Origin of the sequence: Rhizobium sp. AAP43 (assembly GCF_001296045.1) — a bacterium.
Lineage (GTDB): Bacteria > Pseudomonadota > Alphaproteobacteria > Rhizobiales > Rhizobiaceae > Allorhizobium.
On sequence record NZ_LJHS01000026.1, the window covers coordinates 132,101 to 146,843 of the forward strand.

Consider the following 14,743-nt stretch of genomic DNA (forward strand, 5'->3'; position numbering starts at 1 on the left):
GGGTAAAAGAATAATATACAGTTTGTCGACAAGAGCAAGTGAGCGCGGCAGATTAGCCCGTGAGTCTCAGGGCAACGCCTCCGAAGCTTGTTCTGATCGCCGCTTCAGGGATCGGGAAACGCGATGGCGTTTTCGATATTGCGTGCGACGTAATCCTGGATCTGGCGGACGATCTGCTCGCCATGCGCAATCGCCAGCCGGTCGGCCTCAGCCACATCGCCAGCCCTGATGGCGGCGATCATTGCCTCATGCTCTTCGACATACCGGCGCGGCAGACGGTCGTCGAATGTCGAGTAATAGAGCCGTAGGATACGCCGTCCCTCGTCGAGGAGGCGGGCAAAAAAGCTGATGTAATAGGGATTACCGGCGCGCTCGGCGATGGCAACATGGAACTCGCGATTGGCCTCGATCATGGCAAAGGCATCCTGCGCCTCAACGGCATCGGAAAACTCTCGCTGCCGCTCGGTGATCGCCTCCATGAAGGCATCCCCCTGACGGCTTGCGGCGCCGCGCGTCGTCACACGGTACATCAGGCAGAGCGCCTCGAAATAGGTGGGCAGCGTGGAAAAATCGATCGTGGCCACGATGGTGTTGCGATTGGGCAGGGTGGTGACCAGACCATCGGCAGTGAGCCTCAGCAAGGCTTCCCTGATCGGCGTGCGGGACATGCCGAAATGATCCGAAAGCCTCGTCTCATCCAAAGGACTGCCGGGCGCACGCTGCATGGCAAGGATTTCCTGACGGAGCGCCTTGTAGACAGTCTCGGCACCGGAGCCGCGAACCCGCGGACCCTCGGTCGTGATGGCCCCTGCCCCCAGAGCGTGATCCGCGCCGCTCGCCTCGCCTGTGCTGTCGTGCCGCTCGTCGGTCATCCGGTCATCCCTCGTCTTTGGAGCGACCGCCACGGCCGCCAGTCTGCGGCAACACAGCGAAGTCAGACCCGGAATGTCAAGGCGGCAACTGACTTCGTTGCAATTGGGATTTGGAACCTCAGCTAGGCGTCAACTCCGCACGCGCCTCTAAGTACCACTCGACGAAGGCCTTCACACCATCCTCCAGCCGGGTCCCGGGCACATAGCCGGTCAAAGCCTGCAGCAGATCGGGTGCTGCAAAGGTGCGCGGCACGTCCCCCTTCTGCATCGGCAGCATCTGGCGGATTGCCTTCCGCCCGAGCACCTTTTCCACCATCTCGACGAAGTCCATCAGATTTTCTGGCTGACCGCCGCCAATATTGACGATGCGGAATGGAGCCTCGTGCGACAACGTCTCGACCGTCTCGTCTGCCACGCGGTTATCCTCGCCGGGAATGACCTCGGACAAGCGAAGGATCGCTTCGACAAGGTCGTCCACATAGGTGAAGTCGCGGCTCATCTGGCCTTCGCCGTAGATTTCGATTGGCTGGTCCTTGAGCATCCGGTCGACGAACTTGAACAGCGCCATGTCCGGCCGGCCCCAGGGGCCATAGACCGTGAAGAAACGGAAGGCTGTTGTCGGCGTCTTGTAGAGATGGGCGTGGCTGTGGGCAATCAGCTCCATCGACTTCTTGGTCGCGGCATAGATCGTCAACGGCGCGTCGGTGCGGTCCGTCTCGCGAAAAGGAACGGTCGGACTTGCGCCATAAATCGATGAGGTCGAGGCGAGCATCAGATGCTTGACCTTGTGGCGCTCGGCCAGATCAATGATGTTCCACGACCCCGTCACGTTGGAGCTCAGATAGGATTGCGGGTTTTCGAGGCTATAGCGCACGCCGGCCTGGGCGGCGAGATGAACGATAATGTCAGGCTTGCACTCGGCGATCGCCGTTTCAAGCGCTGCCCGATCTTCCAGCATAGCAATGACAGGCCGGAAAGCCGGATACTGTGACAGTGCCGCATGGCGCATATGCTTGAGCTTGACGTCATAATACGGCGTTACACCATCGAAACCGGTGACCTCATGACCCTCGGCGAGAAGCCGCCGAGCCAGGTGAAACCCAATGAAGCCAGCGGTCCCGGTGACGAAGTAACGCATGGTCAGGCTACTACCTTCCGTTTGCCGATCGGGAAATGCTCAAAGCCGTATTTGGCCATTTCCTCGGGCTTGTAGATATTGCGCAGGTCAACGATCACGGGCGCAGCCATGTCGGCCTTCAGGCGGCGGAAGTCGAGTGCGCGGAACTCGTCCCATTCCGTAATGACGACGATCGCTTCGGCGCCAGTGGCAATCTCGTAAGGGTTAGCGCCGTAGGTGACCGGGCCGAGCACGGCCTTCGCCGCATCCATGCCCTCGGGGTCGAAGACATGCACATCCGCGCCACCATCGAGCAGGGCCTGGACGATGGTGATCGATGGCGCGTCGCGCATGTCGTCGGTGTTCGGCTTGAAGGTGAGCCCGAGAAGCGCGATCTTCTTGCCGCGCACAGACCCACCGCAGGCCGTGATGACCTTGCGGCCCATGGCGCGCTTGCGGTTGTCGTTGATCGCAACCGTGGTCTCGATCAGGCGCAGCGGGCTGTCGTGATCCTGGGCGGTCTTGACCAGCGCCAGCGTATCTTTCGGGAAGCAGGAGCCACCATAGCCGGGACCGGCGTGCAGAAACTTGTCACCGATGCGCTTGTCCATGCCGATGCCCTTGGCGACCTTCTGCACGTCGGCACCAAGCTGCTCGCAGAGATCGGCGACCTCGTTGATGAAGGTGATCTTCATGGCAAGGAAGGCATTGGCCGCATATTTGATCAGCTCGGAGGTGCGGCGTTCGCAGAAGTACAGCGGTGCCTCGTTGAGATAGAGCGGCCGGTAGACCTCGCGCATGATGTATATGGCGCGCTCCTCATCGGTGCCGATGACAATGCGATCCGGGCGCTTGAAGTCGGTGATCGCGGCACCCTCGCGGAGGAATTCCGGATTGGAGACGACGGCGATATCCTTGTCCGGGAACTCTTCGCGGAAGATGCGCTCGATCTCATCCCCGGTGCCAACAGGCACGGTGGATTTGGTCACGACGACAGTAAAGCCCGTGACGGCTGCAGCTATCTCGCGGGCAGCCGCGTATACGTAAGAAAGGTCGGCATGACCGTCCCCGCGGCGCGAAGGCGTGCCGACGGCAATGAAGACAACATCGGCATCAGCGACAGGCGTCTGAAGGTCGAGTGAGAAGCTCAGGCGACCGGCCGATCGGTTATGCGCGATGATTTGGTCCAGGCCCGGCTCGAAGATCGGCACTTCGCCGCGTTCCAGCGCGTCGATCTTGTCCTGCGACTTGTCCACACAGATCACCTGATGGCCGAAATCCGCCAGGCAGGCTCCCGAAACCAGGCCAACATAGCCGGAGCCGATCATAACAATGCGCATGCAACACCTATCTCAATTCACGCGCGCCCAAGGGCGCCACATCGCTTCATCCGTGGACCACAAACCACGACACTGCCATGACAAAGATTAAATTCGCGCAGGTCCCAGCGAGAGAATTCACTGAAACCGCCGGTGAAGCAGCTAGCTGTGGGACGTTTTCAGGTCAAGTGAAAGGCGAATTCGGCGTCCTCAACGGCTGAGTTCCTGGCGAAGCCGCGCATGGGCTGCCTCGTCCAGCGAAAATCGCCACATGATCGCAACCGCGGCAAGCTTCGGCAGGATCGGCAACCATGCATAAAGACCGGACAAAGCCGTCAAGGCCTGCGGCGTTTGCACCGCCGTCGGGTTGCTGACGAAGCCGGCGATGTCCAGCAAGGGAAAGACGATGCCCGCCGAAAGTGCGACTGACAGCTTGGTGACGAAACTCCAGGCCGCGAAATAGAGACCGGTCCGCTGCTCGCCCGAAGTTGCCGTATCATTGTCGATCACATCGGCCTGAATGGCGGCAGGCAAGGTGAGGTCAAATCCGAGCAGGAGGCCGGTCGCCGCGCAGACGATCGCAAAAGGGATCACGTCTCCCTCGCCGAGAAATCCAGCGACGGAAAAGATGAGGCAGGTGGCGAGCATGGCGACGGACCAGGCCCGATGCTTGCCGACCCGTCGGGCCATGGCAACCGCGAGTGGCACACCAGCGATGGCGCAGAGGAAATAGGTGAACAGCAAAAGCCCCTGCAAATCGGGACGACCGAGCCGCTGGCCGACGAAATAAAGGAAGAGCGACGCCGGAACAGCATTGGCGAAACTGTTGAGCAGAAAGGCTGCCACAAGCCGCAGGAACGGCTTGTTGCGACCGAGATGTCGGATGCCCTCGCCGATCGAGAGCTGACGCTTGGTGAGGTCGACGGGTTCGGGGACACGCCAGACGGCGACAAGTGCTGACACCGGCAATGCAACCGCAATCAGGACGGCGAGCCAGGCGAGACCATGGAAACCGGAGGCCGTGTCGATACCGCCGGCAAAGGGCAGCGTGATCGCGAGCAGCGAGCCCACCAGCGTCGCCCCCTCGCGCCAGCCAGAGAGCCGAACGCGATCCTGATAGCCTGTTGCCATTTCTGCGCCCCAGGCCGTGTAGGGCAAAAGCGACCATGTGGATCCGATCGACAGGGCGACACCCCAGATGGCGAGATAGACAATCCCGGCATCGGAGGGCGGCCAGAACAGCATGAAGGCCGACAGCGCCGTCAGCGGCGTTGAGATGAGAAAGAAGAAGCGCCGCCGCCCGAAGCCAGACCGCACCCGGTCTGACAGCCAGCCGAACAGCGGATCGGTGACGGCATCCAGCAGCCGGATGGCGAGAAGCAGACCGCCAATCGCCGCAAGCGAAATGCCGAAATTGTCAGCATAAAAGGTCGGAACAACGATGTAGAAAGGCAGCGCGATCGCCGCCAGCGGCAGGGCCGGCAGGGCATAGAACAGGAGACGGCTGGTGGTGGGCGCGGTATCGGTCATGGATTTTCCATTGGGTCAGCCGAACAAGAACTGATCAGCATTACGCTTTGCGCGTCGCCCCGGTTTTCGCCTCTCGGCGGCAGCGCTCTGAGCAATAGATCACATTCGCCCAATCCCGTTCCCACTTCTTGCGCCAGGCAAACGGCCTAGTACAGGTCGGACAGGTCTTCGTCGGAAGATCCCCCTTGCGGATCATTTTGGCCATGGCGTTGCTCCGAGATGTTTCCTTCTTCTTCGCAAAACCCGGCTGACTGGATCACAACGGTTGAAGCTTGTTTCCCAGCGCTCCACTTGCTAGCTCGAAAGCCACTTCAAGGGAGAGACGAGATGAGAACACATTCTTTTGGCCGAACCGAGTTCACGGTCAGCGACATCGGCTTCGGTGCCTGGCAGATCGGCGGTTCGTGGGGCGAAGTGTCGGAGGCCGACGGCCGCGCAGCACTCAATGCCGCGCTCGACGCCGGCATGACTTTCATCGACACGGCCGACGTCTATGGCGACGGGCGATCCGAGCGGATCATCGCCGACGTTTTGAAGGCCCGGGGCGGTGAGCGCCCAATGGTCGCCTCCAAGGCCGGTCGACGCTTGAACCCGCATGTGGTCGATGGCTACACCAAGGCCAACATTGAGGCTTTCATCGATCGGTCTCTGAAAAACCTTGAGATCGACAGCCTGGATCTCGTTCAGCTGCATTGCCCGCCAACCGATGTCTACTACCGTCAGGAGATGTTCGAGGGGTTGGAGGAGATCCGCAAGGCCGGCAAGATCAAGTATTATGGCGTGTCGGTCGAAAAGGTCGAGGAAGCGCTCAAAGCCATCGAATATCCGGGCGTTACCAGCGTCCAGATCATCTTCAACATGTTCCGCCAACGCCCGGCGGCCCTGTTCTTCCAGGAAGCCAAACGCCGCAATGTGGCGGTGATTGCCCGTGTGCCCCTGGCAAGCGGCCTGCTCTCGGGCAAGATCACGGCACAGACGCAGTTTGCTGCCGAAGACCACCGGAACTTCAACCGCAATGGCGAGGCCTTCGACGTGGGTGAGACCTTTGCCGGCGTGCCCTTCGAAACGGGGCTCGCAGCCGTCGAAGAAATCCGCAAGCTGGTGCCATCAGGCGCCTCCATGGCGCAGTTCGCGCTTCGCTGGATCCTGATGCATGACGCCGTCACGGTGGTTATTCCCGGCGCCCGCAATGGCGAACAGGCGAAGGCGAATGCCGCCGCTTCGGATATGGCGGCACTCTCTGCAGACGTCATGGCAGCGTCGCGCGAGGTCTACGAGCGCCTCATCGCACCGCATGTCCATCACCGGTGGTAAGTCTGGAACAGGCATTGAGATAGAAAAGAGGCCGGGTGATCCCTCACCCGGCCTCTCTCGTGTACGATACCTCTACGCCACTCAGTTGGTGGCATTCAGGTTCACTTCCCAGAAGAGGGTCTCGCCAGAACTGTCGTCGACACCGTCATTGTCCGTCACGGCAAAGGCCTTGCCGCCTGCATCGAAGGCGAAGCCTTCGAGCTTATCGACAACATAACCGTTGGTGGCGGCCTTCAGGTCCGGAATGAAGTCATGGACCTCTTGCTTGGCAACGAGCGGCAGCTCTTCGCCGATCTTGGCGGGCTTCAGGTCTGCGATGGCGACGCGGTAGAGCTTCTTCAGCTTGGCATTGTCGCCCACCTGGTTATCACGCTCGACGATGTAGACATGATCGCCATGGGCCGTGATCTCGGAGAGACCGACCCACCCCGCGTCAGCCTTTTCGAGCGGATAGCGCACGCCGCCCCATTCCTTGGACTTCGGATTGTAGGAAAGGAGCTTCACCGAGCCCTTCTCATCATCACCCCATTCGCGCTGCACGGCCATCCACAGCGTCATGTCATCGCCCTCGCCGACCGAGGTGATGCCTTCGAGGCCGAAGCGCGTCTGGCCAGCCAGGAGCTCGGTCGGGAAACCGATCTCTGCCTTGATCTCACCCTTGGCGTCCACGTTGTAGAGACCATGGCCGACGAGCTTTGCGGCATCGCCTTCCGAAGCGAGCCAGAAGCCGCCCTTGCCATCCAGCGTGATGCCTTCGATGTCGAGTTTCTGAGCCGCAGCACCGCCACGGGGGATCGGGAGAGCAGATGTGATCGCTGCCGGCTTCTGCGTCGCATCGATCGTGAAGATCGTCGGCTGCATCGCATAGAAGCTGTCGTTGACGGCGTAGAGCTGGCCTGCCTTTTCGGCGTCGCCGACCAGACCGGACAGAGCGCCCCAACCGATCGGTGCGCCGTCTACCATGGCAGACTGCAGCATCGGATAGGCCGGCGTTCCCTCGCCCAGCTCATAGAGCATGATATGCGACCGCGGGCCGCCATCTTCGCCGAGGTCAACCTCATTGGCGGTGACGAGCAGGTTGCGCGACGGGATGGCGACCGCACCTTCTGGCGAAATGCCCGACGGCAACAGTTGCGAAAGTACGGGCTCAGCGCCTGTATCCTTGTAGACAGCGGCGATCGAGGACCGTTCGGCAAGCACGAAGAAATACGGCTGGTCGCCGAATGTTGCGGCCTCCAGGCCTTCTGGCTCGATACCCTTCGACTTGGCGCGCTTGTCAGGGAAATGGCCGATACGGGCAATTTCCTGTTCCAGAGACGCGCCCGATTCGTACGAGACCTTGCCGGTCTTGTCGAAGATGGTGAAACCGCGCGAACCGCCGTTCCAGTCCCCCTCATTCGCAACAACCAGGCGGTTGTCATCCAGCCACTTTACGGCGTCCGGCTCGCGCAGCACGCCATCCTTCTTGCCGGTAAAGGACAGAGCACCTTCGGACTTGGTGTCGATGCCTGCGAGGTCGACCGTGCCTGCGGAGAAATGCGACTTCACTTCGCCGGTTTTGCCGTCGATGATCGCAATGTGGTTGTTTTCCTGTAGCGTCACGGCGATTTCGCCGAGGCTGTTGATTGCGACGAATTCAGGCTCCGGATCATCCGCACCGACTTCAGCGATGCCCGTGAGTGCCACACGCTTCATCGATCCGCAGTCGGCAACGCCGTCGGCGAGCGGCAGGATGACGAGATCACCGGCCGGCATCTGCGGAATGGCGCCGTCGTTGACGTCTTCATCGCGTTCGTTCTCGATAGCAATGGCGACAAAAGACTTGTCCTTCGCGACGGCCACGGAGTCCGGCTGGCCGCCAATATCGCAGGTGGCGTCGACAGCCTTGGTGGCGATATCGACCATGGCAAGCTTGCCCGACGGGTTGGTGAAGCTCTCGGAGGTGTTGACGCCGACCAGCGCCTTGCCGCCGGCGACGGCAACCGATGTCGGCTCTCCGCCCATCATGAGAGCGCCGGCAGCCTTCGGCGCCTTGGCGTCTGTGATGTCGACGAAGCCGATGGCACCGAGCGGGCTGTCTGAATAGATCAGCGTGTTGCCATCTTCCGAAGCCGTGACGATCTCGGCGGATGTCGTCGTCAGCTTGTCCTTGTCGGCTGGCAGATTGGTGGCGACCGGGAACGTGGCGATGCGGTTGAAGACCTGTTCAGCGGCAGCAGGAAGGGAGACCGAAGCGAAGAGCGCCGCCGTCAGGGCGACGCGAGAAAGACCATGGGTCATCTGAAAACCTCCAAAATCCAAAATAGAACAGGAGGCTTTTGAGGCAGTCCGATGACAGTCGGATGACAGTTTCCCGAACGCCCCCCAAACAGCGTTTATTATTCGGCCGCCGTCTCCCTGCGGGCCTCCCGCAGCATCAGAAACAAGGAGGCGCCGAGGATCAGCAGTGCACCGATCCACAGATACCCACTTGGCGCATAGCCGAAGACCAGCCAGCCAGCCAGAACATTGAGCGGCAGCTTCAGGTCGTCGAAAGGCTGCACGTAAGCCGCATCCGCTGCATTATAGGCAAGCGTCAGCAGATATTGGCCAATCGCCGTCAGAAGTCCGGCAGTGAGCAGGAGCCACAGCGCCAGACCATGCGGCACTTCAAAGCCGCCGGCCACCGCCAGTCCGGCATTGATCGGCGTGAGGAGCACAAGCAACCAGACGGTTACCGTTTCCGGCGCCTCGTAATGCGTCAGGTTCTTCATGATCAGCGAAGAGCCGCCCCACAGAAGCGCCGAGAGAACCGGCAGCAAGGCCTGATACGTGAAGGCGTCGGACCAGGGCTGGAGAATGATCATCGCCCCGATGAAGCCAGTCAGCGTGGCGAACCACCGGTCGCGACCGACCGTCTCTCCGAGAAACAGACGGGCACCCACAATGATGAAGAAGGGCGAGGTCATGACAAGGGCGATGGCTTGCCAGATCGGAACGGTCGCCAGCCCCATGACCCAGGCCTGCACGCCGAAAGCGGCCAGCAGGACACGGATCAGGTGGCGCATAGGATAGGCGGTGCGCATGGCGCGCAAGCCGAGACGATAGAGCAAGGGCAGCGAAAGGACGAGGGCAAAGCCATATTGCCAGAAAGCGGTCGAAGCCGGCGGAAAGCCGAGGGTCATCGCGAGCCACTGAGTGACCACATTGAGCCCGGCAAAGGCGATGCCCGCGAGTACCATGAAACCGGCGCCAATAACGGCCCGGGAGCGCAAGAGCGAAACGGAGCTCTGATTCATGCGTGTTTCCTACATCAAAGGACCAACATAAATCAGGACAGATGAGGACAAGACCAGACCGCGGGGCACAGGTTCTTGCGCAGCGTAAGCCCCCTCCCCTTGGGAAAGGACAAACAGCTTTGACCTCATTCTCTTTCATCCGGACTATGACCGTCGGCTCCGGCATCACACCGGATCTGCTGACCCTTCTCCACTGGGTGGAGCAGGCGCTCGCGGGCTCGAGGCAGAAACCCCATACCGCCGGTGGGGAGTTTCACCCCGCCCTGAGAACGATTGCCGCTAAGCCGGCAGGCAGAAGACTAGGACAGGTTTTGCTGCAGCGCAAGATCGACAAAAAGAAAGCCCGGCACGAGGCCGGGCTTAAACTGTTGTCAGCTGAGCGTCGCACCGTGGGTGGCGACGAACGCGACCGATCAGCTGTTGACAGCGTCCTTCAGGCCCTTGCCGGCCGTGAACTTCGGAACGTTACGAGCGGGGATATCGACTTCAGCGCCGGTCGAAGGATTACGGCCCTTGGAAGCTTCGCGACGGGCGACGGTGAAGGCGCCGAAACCGGCCAGGCGAATGTCGCCGCCGTTCTTCAGCTCGGCCTGGACCGTTTCAAAAACGGCGTCGACGGCAGAGGCCGCATCGGCCTTGGTCAGGCCAGCCTTCTCGGCGACCGCGGATACGAGTTCGTTCTTGTTCATGTTTCCACCCTTTCTGATTGGTATGAAACGACTCAATGACTAAGTCGGGCGGAGAATACGAATGCTTCTGCCCTACGCAACTCAAAAGCACTCGAAAGCCCCGGAAAACAAGCCGTTTAAGCGTGTTTTCACAAAAAAAGACTGGCAAAATTGCCAGTCTTCTTTCGATTTTTAACCCTTCGACACCTTGGCGGTGCCAAAAAGCATCAATGCGCGATGGTCACGCCATTCTCGTCTGCCGATTCCACCGTGCCGATGGCAGGCGTCTCGACAGTACCGTCCCACTCGATCGGATCCGGCACTCGCTGCAGCGCGTGGCGGATGACCTCGCCCATTCGCGACACCGGGACGATCTCAAGATTGTTCTTCACGTTGTCCGGAATGTCCGCCAGATCTTTGGCGTTCTCTTCCGGGATCAGAACCTTCTTGATGCCGCCGCGAAGCGCTGCAAGCAGTTTTTCCTTCAGGCCGCCGATGGGCAGGACACGGCCGCGCAGGGTGATTTCACCCGTCATGGCAACGTCCTTGTTGACCGGAATGCCGGTCATGATCGACACGATGGCGGTGGCCATCGCTACACCAGCCGACGGGCCATCCTTCGGCGTAGCGCCTTCCGGCACGTGTACGTGGATATCCGACTTGTCGAAGCGCGGAGGCTCGATGCCGAAATCGACAGCACGCGAGCGGACATAGGATGCCGCCGCAGAGATCGATTCCTTCATCACTTCCTTCAGGTTGCCGGTGACCGTCATGCGGCCCTTGCCCGGCATCATCACGCCTTCGATGGTCAGAAGCTCGCCACCGACTTCGGTCCAGGCTAGGCCCGTAACAACGCCGATCTGGTCCTCGCCCTCGGCTTCACCGTGGCGGAAGCGCGGGACGCCGAGGAAGTCGGAAATATTCTTTTCCGTGACCTCGACAGCCTTGACCTTGCCCTTGATGATCTCGGTGACCGCCTTACGGGCGAGTTTCATCAGTTCGCGTTCGAACGAGCGAACACCGGCTTCGCGGGTGTACTGCTGAATGACCATCAGGATCGCCTTGTCGGTGACCGAGAATTCCTCGGGCCGCAGGGCATGTTCCTTGATTGCCTTGGGCAGAAGATGGCGCTTGGCGATCTCGAGCTTCTCATCCTCGGTGTAACCGGCGATGCGAATGATCTCCATGCGGTCCATCAGCGGACCCGGGATGTTCAGCGTATTGGCCGTGGTTACGAACATCACGTTGGACAGGTCATATTCGACTTCAAGATAGTGATCCATGAAGGTCGAGTTCTGTTCCGGATCCAGCACCTCGAGCAGCGCAGAGGACGGATCGCCGCGATAGTCCTGGCCCAGCTTGTCGATCTCGTCGAGCAGGAAGAGCGGGTTGGACTTCTTCGCCTTCTTCATCGACTGCACGATCTTGCCGGGCATAGAGCCGATATAGGTCCGGCGGTGACCGCGGATTTCCGCTTCGTCACGAACGCCACCCAGCGCCATGCGAACATATTCGCGGCCGGTCGCCTTGGCGATCGACTTTGCAAGCGAGGTCTTGCCGACGCCCGGAGGGCCGACGAGGCACAGGATCGGCCCCTTGATCTTGGTCGCACGCGCCTGGACGGCGAGATATTCGACGATGCGCTCCTTGACCTTGTCGAGGCCGAAGTGGTCCTCATCGAGAATCTTCTCGGCAGCGTTCAGGTCGATCTTGACCTTGGACTTCTTGCCCCAGGGCAGACCGAGCAGCCAGTCGAGATAGTTGCGCACGACAGTGGCTTCCGCCGACATCGGGCTCATATGGCGCAGCTTCTTCAGCTCGGCATCGGCCTTTTCCTTGGCTTCCTTCGAAAGCTTGGTCTTGGCAATGCGCTCTTCCAGCTCAGCCATCTCGTCGCGGCCATCTTCGCCGTCGCCGAGTTCCTTCTGGATCGCCTTCATCTGTTCGTTGAGGTAATATTCGCGCTGGGTCTTCTCCATCTGGCGCTTGACGCGCGAGCGGATGCGCTTTTCGACCTGAAGAACCGAGATCTCGCCCTCCATGAAGCCGAGCGCCTTTTCAAGGCGCGTCTTCACGCTCACCGTTTCCAGCATTTCCTGCTTTTCGGTGATCTTGATGGAGAGATGCGAGGCAACCGTATCGGCAAGCTTGGAATAGTCCTCGATCTGGCTTGCAGCGCCGACGACTTCCGGAGAGATCTTCTTGTTCAGCTTGACGTAGTTTTCGAACTCCGAAACCACGGAGCGCGACAGCGCCTCTATTTCGACCGGGTCTTCTGACGGCTCGTCGAGAATGCGGGCGGAGGCCTCATAGTAGTCCTCGCGACCGGTATACTGGTCGATGCGGGCGCGCGCACGGCCTTCGATCAGAACCTTGACGGTTCCATCGGGCAGCTTCAGCAGTTGCAAAACATTCGCCACCGTACCGACTTCATAGATGGCATTCGGCGCCGGGTCATCGTCGCTCGCATTGATCTGGGTGGCCAGCATGATCTGCTTGTCGGAGCCCATCACCTCTTCCAGAGCGCGGATGGACTTCTCACGACCGACAAACAGTGGGACGATCATGTGCGGAAACACCACGATGTCGCGCAGAGGCAGCACCGGATAGGTGGCGACCTCATTTGCTGCAGACGTATTCGACATTTCACTTCCTTTCGAACATCCCGACTTCCCGGGATTTGATGCCGACCCTCAAAGGCGTCAGGCATATTCTTGCTCCACCCTCAAGTGGCGTTTCGAACACTGCAATTCAACCCTGCCAGCCGAAATGCCGGCGATTCGGCAAAGGCAGCCAAGGACGGCACATCGCAACATGCTACCTGCCCAAGCTGAACCGAACCATGCGCGTCTACGCGTGAAAGACGGGGACGAGGCGCATCAAGGCAAAAACCGGATCGGCTCGTCGGGCAGCTGCGAACGCAATACAGCGCATCACCCATTCCTATCTGTTTTAGCCCAATCATCCGGCGTCGCAACAGACGAAACGGTTAATTTCGTCGTGTGTCGCGGGAAAGCTGCAGAGGTCACACCGAAACGAAAAGAGCCCGCCGGTGGGCGGGCTCTTTACAGACAATTGGGGAGCCAAGGTTACGCCGACGCGTTGGCCTTTTCTTCCTGGCGATCCGAGTAGATGTAGAGCGGCCGCGAGGAGCCGTTGACGACATCGTCGGAAATGACGACTTCGCGAACGCCTTCCAGTTCCGGCAGTTCGAACATCGTATCGAGCAGGATCTTTTCCATGATCGAACGAAGGCCGCGGGCGCCGGTCTTGCGGGTGATCGCCTTGCGGGCAATCTCGCGCAGCGCATCCTCATGGAACGTCAGCTCGACGTCTTCCATCTCGAACAGGCGCTGGTACTGCTTGACGAGTGCGTTCTTCGGCTCCGACAGGATCTGGATCAGAGCGTCCTCATCCAGGTCTTCAAGCGTCGCCAAAACCGGCAGACGACCGATGAATTCCGGGATCAGGCCGAACTTGACCAGATCTTCCGGCTCGAGTTCTCGCAGGACTTCGCCAACGCGGCGATCTTCCGGCGAGGTAACCGTCGCACCAAAGCCGATCGAGGTCTTTTCGCCACGGGCCGAGATGATCTTGTCGAGGCCTGCAAAGGCGCCGCCGCAGATGAACAGGATGTTCGTCGTGTCGACCTGCAGGAATTCCTGCTGCGGATGCTTGCGGCCACCCTGCGGGGGAACCGAGGCAACCGTGCCTTCCATGATTTTCAGAAGCGCCTGCTGAACACCCTCGCCCGACACGTCGCGGGTGATCGAAGGGTTGTCCGACTTGCGGCTGATCTTGTCGACTTCGTCGATATAGACGATGCCGCGCTGAGCGCGCTCGACGTTATAATCGGCCGACTGCAGAAGCTTCAGGATGATGTTTTCGACGTCTTCGCCGACGTAACCGGCTTCGGTCAGGGTCGTCGCGTCCGCCATGGTGAAGGGAACATCGATGATCCGGGCCAGCGTCTGGGCAAGATAGGTCTTGCCGCAACCGGTCGGACCGACGAGCAGGATGTTCGACTTCGCCAGCTCCACATCGCCGCCCTTGGAGGCGTGCGACAGGCGCTTGTAGTGGTTGTGCACAGCCACAGACAGGATCTTCTTTGCCTGCTTCTGGCCGATGACGTATTCGTCGAGAATCTTGATGATGTCCTGCGGCGTGGGAACGCCATCGCGGGACTTGACCATCGAAGATTTGTTTTCCTCGCGGATGATGTCCATGCAGAGTTCGACGCATTCATCACAGATGAACACCGTCGGTCCGGCAATCAGCTTGCGGACCTCGTGCTGGCTCTTGCCGCAGAAGGAACAATAAAGGGTATTCTTGGAGTCACCGCCGTTGCTTCCGCTGACCTTGCTCATGTCTTTATCCTTCCAGCACGCCGCGCCACCGCAATTGCGGCAGGGCGGTCACTCTCACTGTTGGATTCCAGCCGCCGCCGTTGGCTGAAACCTCTTCCGATCCGGAGCCACTAGCCGATCCAGACTGATCCAGAGCGGCGGCAACGAAAACTCCCAGTCTCGGCAGACTATGTCATAAAGATTCAACATAGCCTTAATCCTAGTAATAGCGCTTTCCCGGCGACTTTAAAGCCCCGACCCGTTCACAAGCAAGGGCGCATTGCCTTTGCCGGCACGGG

General features: G+C 60.1%; 11 protein-coding genes and 1 riboswitch. Of the genes, 1 reads left to right on the plus strand and 10 read right to left on the minus strand.

The genetic code is table 11. The features are described from left to right. Window positions 1-104: 104 nt before the first annotated feature. The 5 genes from IP76_RS15075 to IP76_RS22855 all read right to left on the minus strand — a co-directional run bounded on the left by IP76_RS15075 (window position 105) and on the right by IP76_RS22855 (window position 5,043). Complete coding sequence (locus IP76_RS15075) at window positions 105-872, minus strand: GntR family transcriptional regulator (protein WP_082352554.1); 768 nt, start codon at window positions 870-872, stop codon at window positions 105-107. Between the two features lie 118 nt (window positions 873-990). Then, window positions 991-2,010, minus strand: a complete 1,020-nt coding sequence (locus IP76_RS15080) for an NAD-dependent epimerase/dehydratase family protein (protein WP_054159048.1) — start codon at window positions 2,008-2,010, stop codon at window positions 991-993. Window positions 2,011-2,012: 2 nt separating this feature from the next. Then, window positions 2,013-3,329 (minus strand): UDP-glucose/GDP-mannose dehydrogenase family protein, encoded by a 1,317-nt coding sequence (locus IP76_RS15085; protein ID WP_054159049.1) that lies wholly within the window; start codon window positions 3,327-3,329, stop codon window positions 2,013-2,015. Window positions 3,330-3,518: 189 nt separating this feature from the next. Further along, a complete protein-coding gene (locus IP76_RS15090; protein ID WP_054159050.1) occupies window positions 3,519-4,838 on the minus strand; it encodes an MFS transporter in 1,320 nt (439 codons plus the stop codon). 40 nt (window positions 4,839-4,878) lie between these two features. After that, window positions 4,879-5,043 (minus strand): DUF2256 domain-containing protein, encoded by a 165-nt coding sequence (locus IP76_RS22855; RefSeq protein ID WP_082352555.1) that lies wholly within the window; start codon window positions 5,041-5,043, stop codon window positions 4,879-4,881. Window positions 5,044-5,165: 122 nt separating this feature from the next. Here IP76_RS22855 and IP76_RS15095 point away from each other — a divergent pair, with 122 nt between their 5' ends. Further along, window positions 5,166-6,152, plus strand: coding sequence for an aldo/keto reductase (locus IP76_RS15095; protein WP_054159051.1), 987 nt, complete (start codon window positions 5,166-5,168; stop codon window positions 6,150-6,152). Window positions 6,153-6,233: 81 nt separating this feature from the next. Here IP76_RS15095 and IP76_RS15100 read toward each other — a convergent pair whose 3' ends face one another. From IP76_RS15100 to clpX, 5 genes are all read right to left on the minus strand, one after another. Further along, a complete protein-coding gene (locus tag IP76_RS15100) occupies window positions 6,234-8,432 on the minus strand; it encodes an esterase-like activity of phytase family protein (RefSeq protein WP_054159052.1) in 2,199 nt (732 codons plus the stop codon). Between the two features lie 98 nt (window positions 8,433-8,530). Then, a complete protein-coding gene (locus IP76_RS15105) occupies window positions 8,531-9,430 on the minus strand; it encodes a DMT family transporter (protein ID WP_054159053.1) in 900 nt (299 codons plus the stop codon). Between the two features lie 123 nt (window positions 9,431-9,553). Then, a riboswitch (FMN riboswitch) is annotated at window positions 9,554-9,705 on the minus strand. Between the two features lie 138 nt (window positions 9,706-9,843). Then, window positions 9,844-10,119, minus strand: coding sequence for a DNA-binding protein HupB (gene hupB, locus IP76_RS15110; RefSeq protein ID WP_006727558.1), 276 nt, complete (start codon window positions 10,117-10,119; stop codon window positions 9,844-9,846). Window positions 10,120-10,325: 206 nt separating this feature from the next. Continuing rightward, window positions 10,326-12,743: an endopeptidase La gene (gene lon, locus IP76_RS15115; RefSeq protein WP_054159054.1), complete on the minus strand. Its 2,418-nt coding sequence runs from the start codon at window positions 12,741-12,743 to the stop codon at window positions 10,326-10,328. A gap of 444 nt (window positions 12,744-13,187) precedes the next feature. Further along, complete coding sequence (gene clpX, locus IP76_RS15120; RefSeq protein ID WP_054159055.1) at window positions 13,188-14,465, minus strand: ATP-dependent Clp protease ATP-binding subunit ClpX; 1,278 nt, start codon at window positions 14,463-14,465, stop codon at window positions 13,188-13,190. Window positions 14,466-14,743 lie beyond the last annotated feature (278 nt).

Excerpts from the sequence above, each read along its gene's own strand:
- IP76_RS15085 (WP_054159049.1), bottom strand. The coding sequence starts at position 3,329 with ATGCGCATTGTTATGATCGGCTCCGGCTATGTTGGCCTGGTTTCGGGA.
- clpX (WP_054159055.1), bottom strand. The coding sequence starts at position 14,465 with ATGAGCAAGGTCAGCGGAAGCAACGGCGGTGACTCCAAGAATACCCTT.
- lon (WP_054159054.1), bottom strand. The coding sequence starts at position 12,743 with ATGTCGAATACGTCTGCAGCAAATGAGGTCGCCACCTATCCGGTGCTG.
- IP76_RS15090 (WP_054159050.1), bottom strand. The coding sequence starts at position 4,838 with ATGACCGATACCGCGCCCACCACCAGCCGTCTCCTGTTCTATGCCCTG.
- IP76_RS15095 (WP_054159051.1), top strand. The coding sequence starts at position 5,166 with ATGAGAACACATTCTTTTGGCCGAACCGAGTTCACGGTCAGCGACATC.
- IP76_RS15100 (WP_054159052.1), bottom strand. The coding sequence starts at position 8,432 with ATGACCCATGGTCTTTCTCGCGTCGCCCTGACGGCGGCGCTCTTCGCT.
- IP76_RS15105 (WP_054159053.1), bottom strand. The coding sequence starts at position 9,430 with ATGAATCAGAGCTCCGTTTCGCTCTTGCGCTCCCGGGCCGTTATTGGC.
- hupB (WP_006727558.1), bottom strand. The coding sequence starts at position 10,119 with ATGAACAAGAACGAACTCGTATCCGCGGTCGCCGAGAAGGCTGGCCTG.
- IP76_RS15080 (WP_054159048.1), bottom strand. The coding sequence starts at position 2,010 with ATGCGTTACTTCGTCACCGGGACCGCTGGCTTCATTGGGTTTCACCTG.
- IP76_RS22855 (WP_082352555.1), bottom strand. The coding sequence starts at position 5,043 with ATGGCCAAAATGATCCGCAAGGGGGATCTTCCGACGAAGACCTGTCCG.
- IP76_RS15075 (WP_082352554.1), bottom strand. The coding sequence starts at position 872 with ATGACCGACGAGCGGCACGACAGCACAGGCGAGGCGAGCGGCGCGGAT.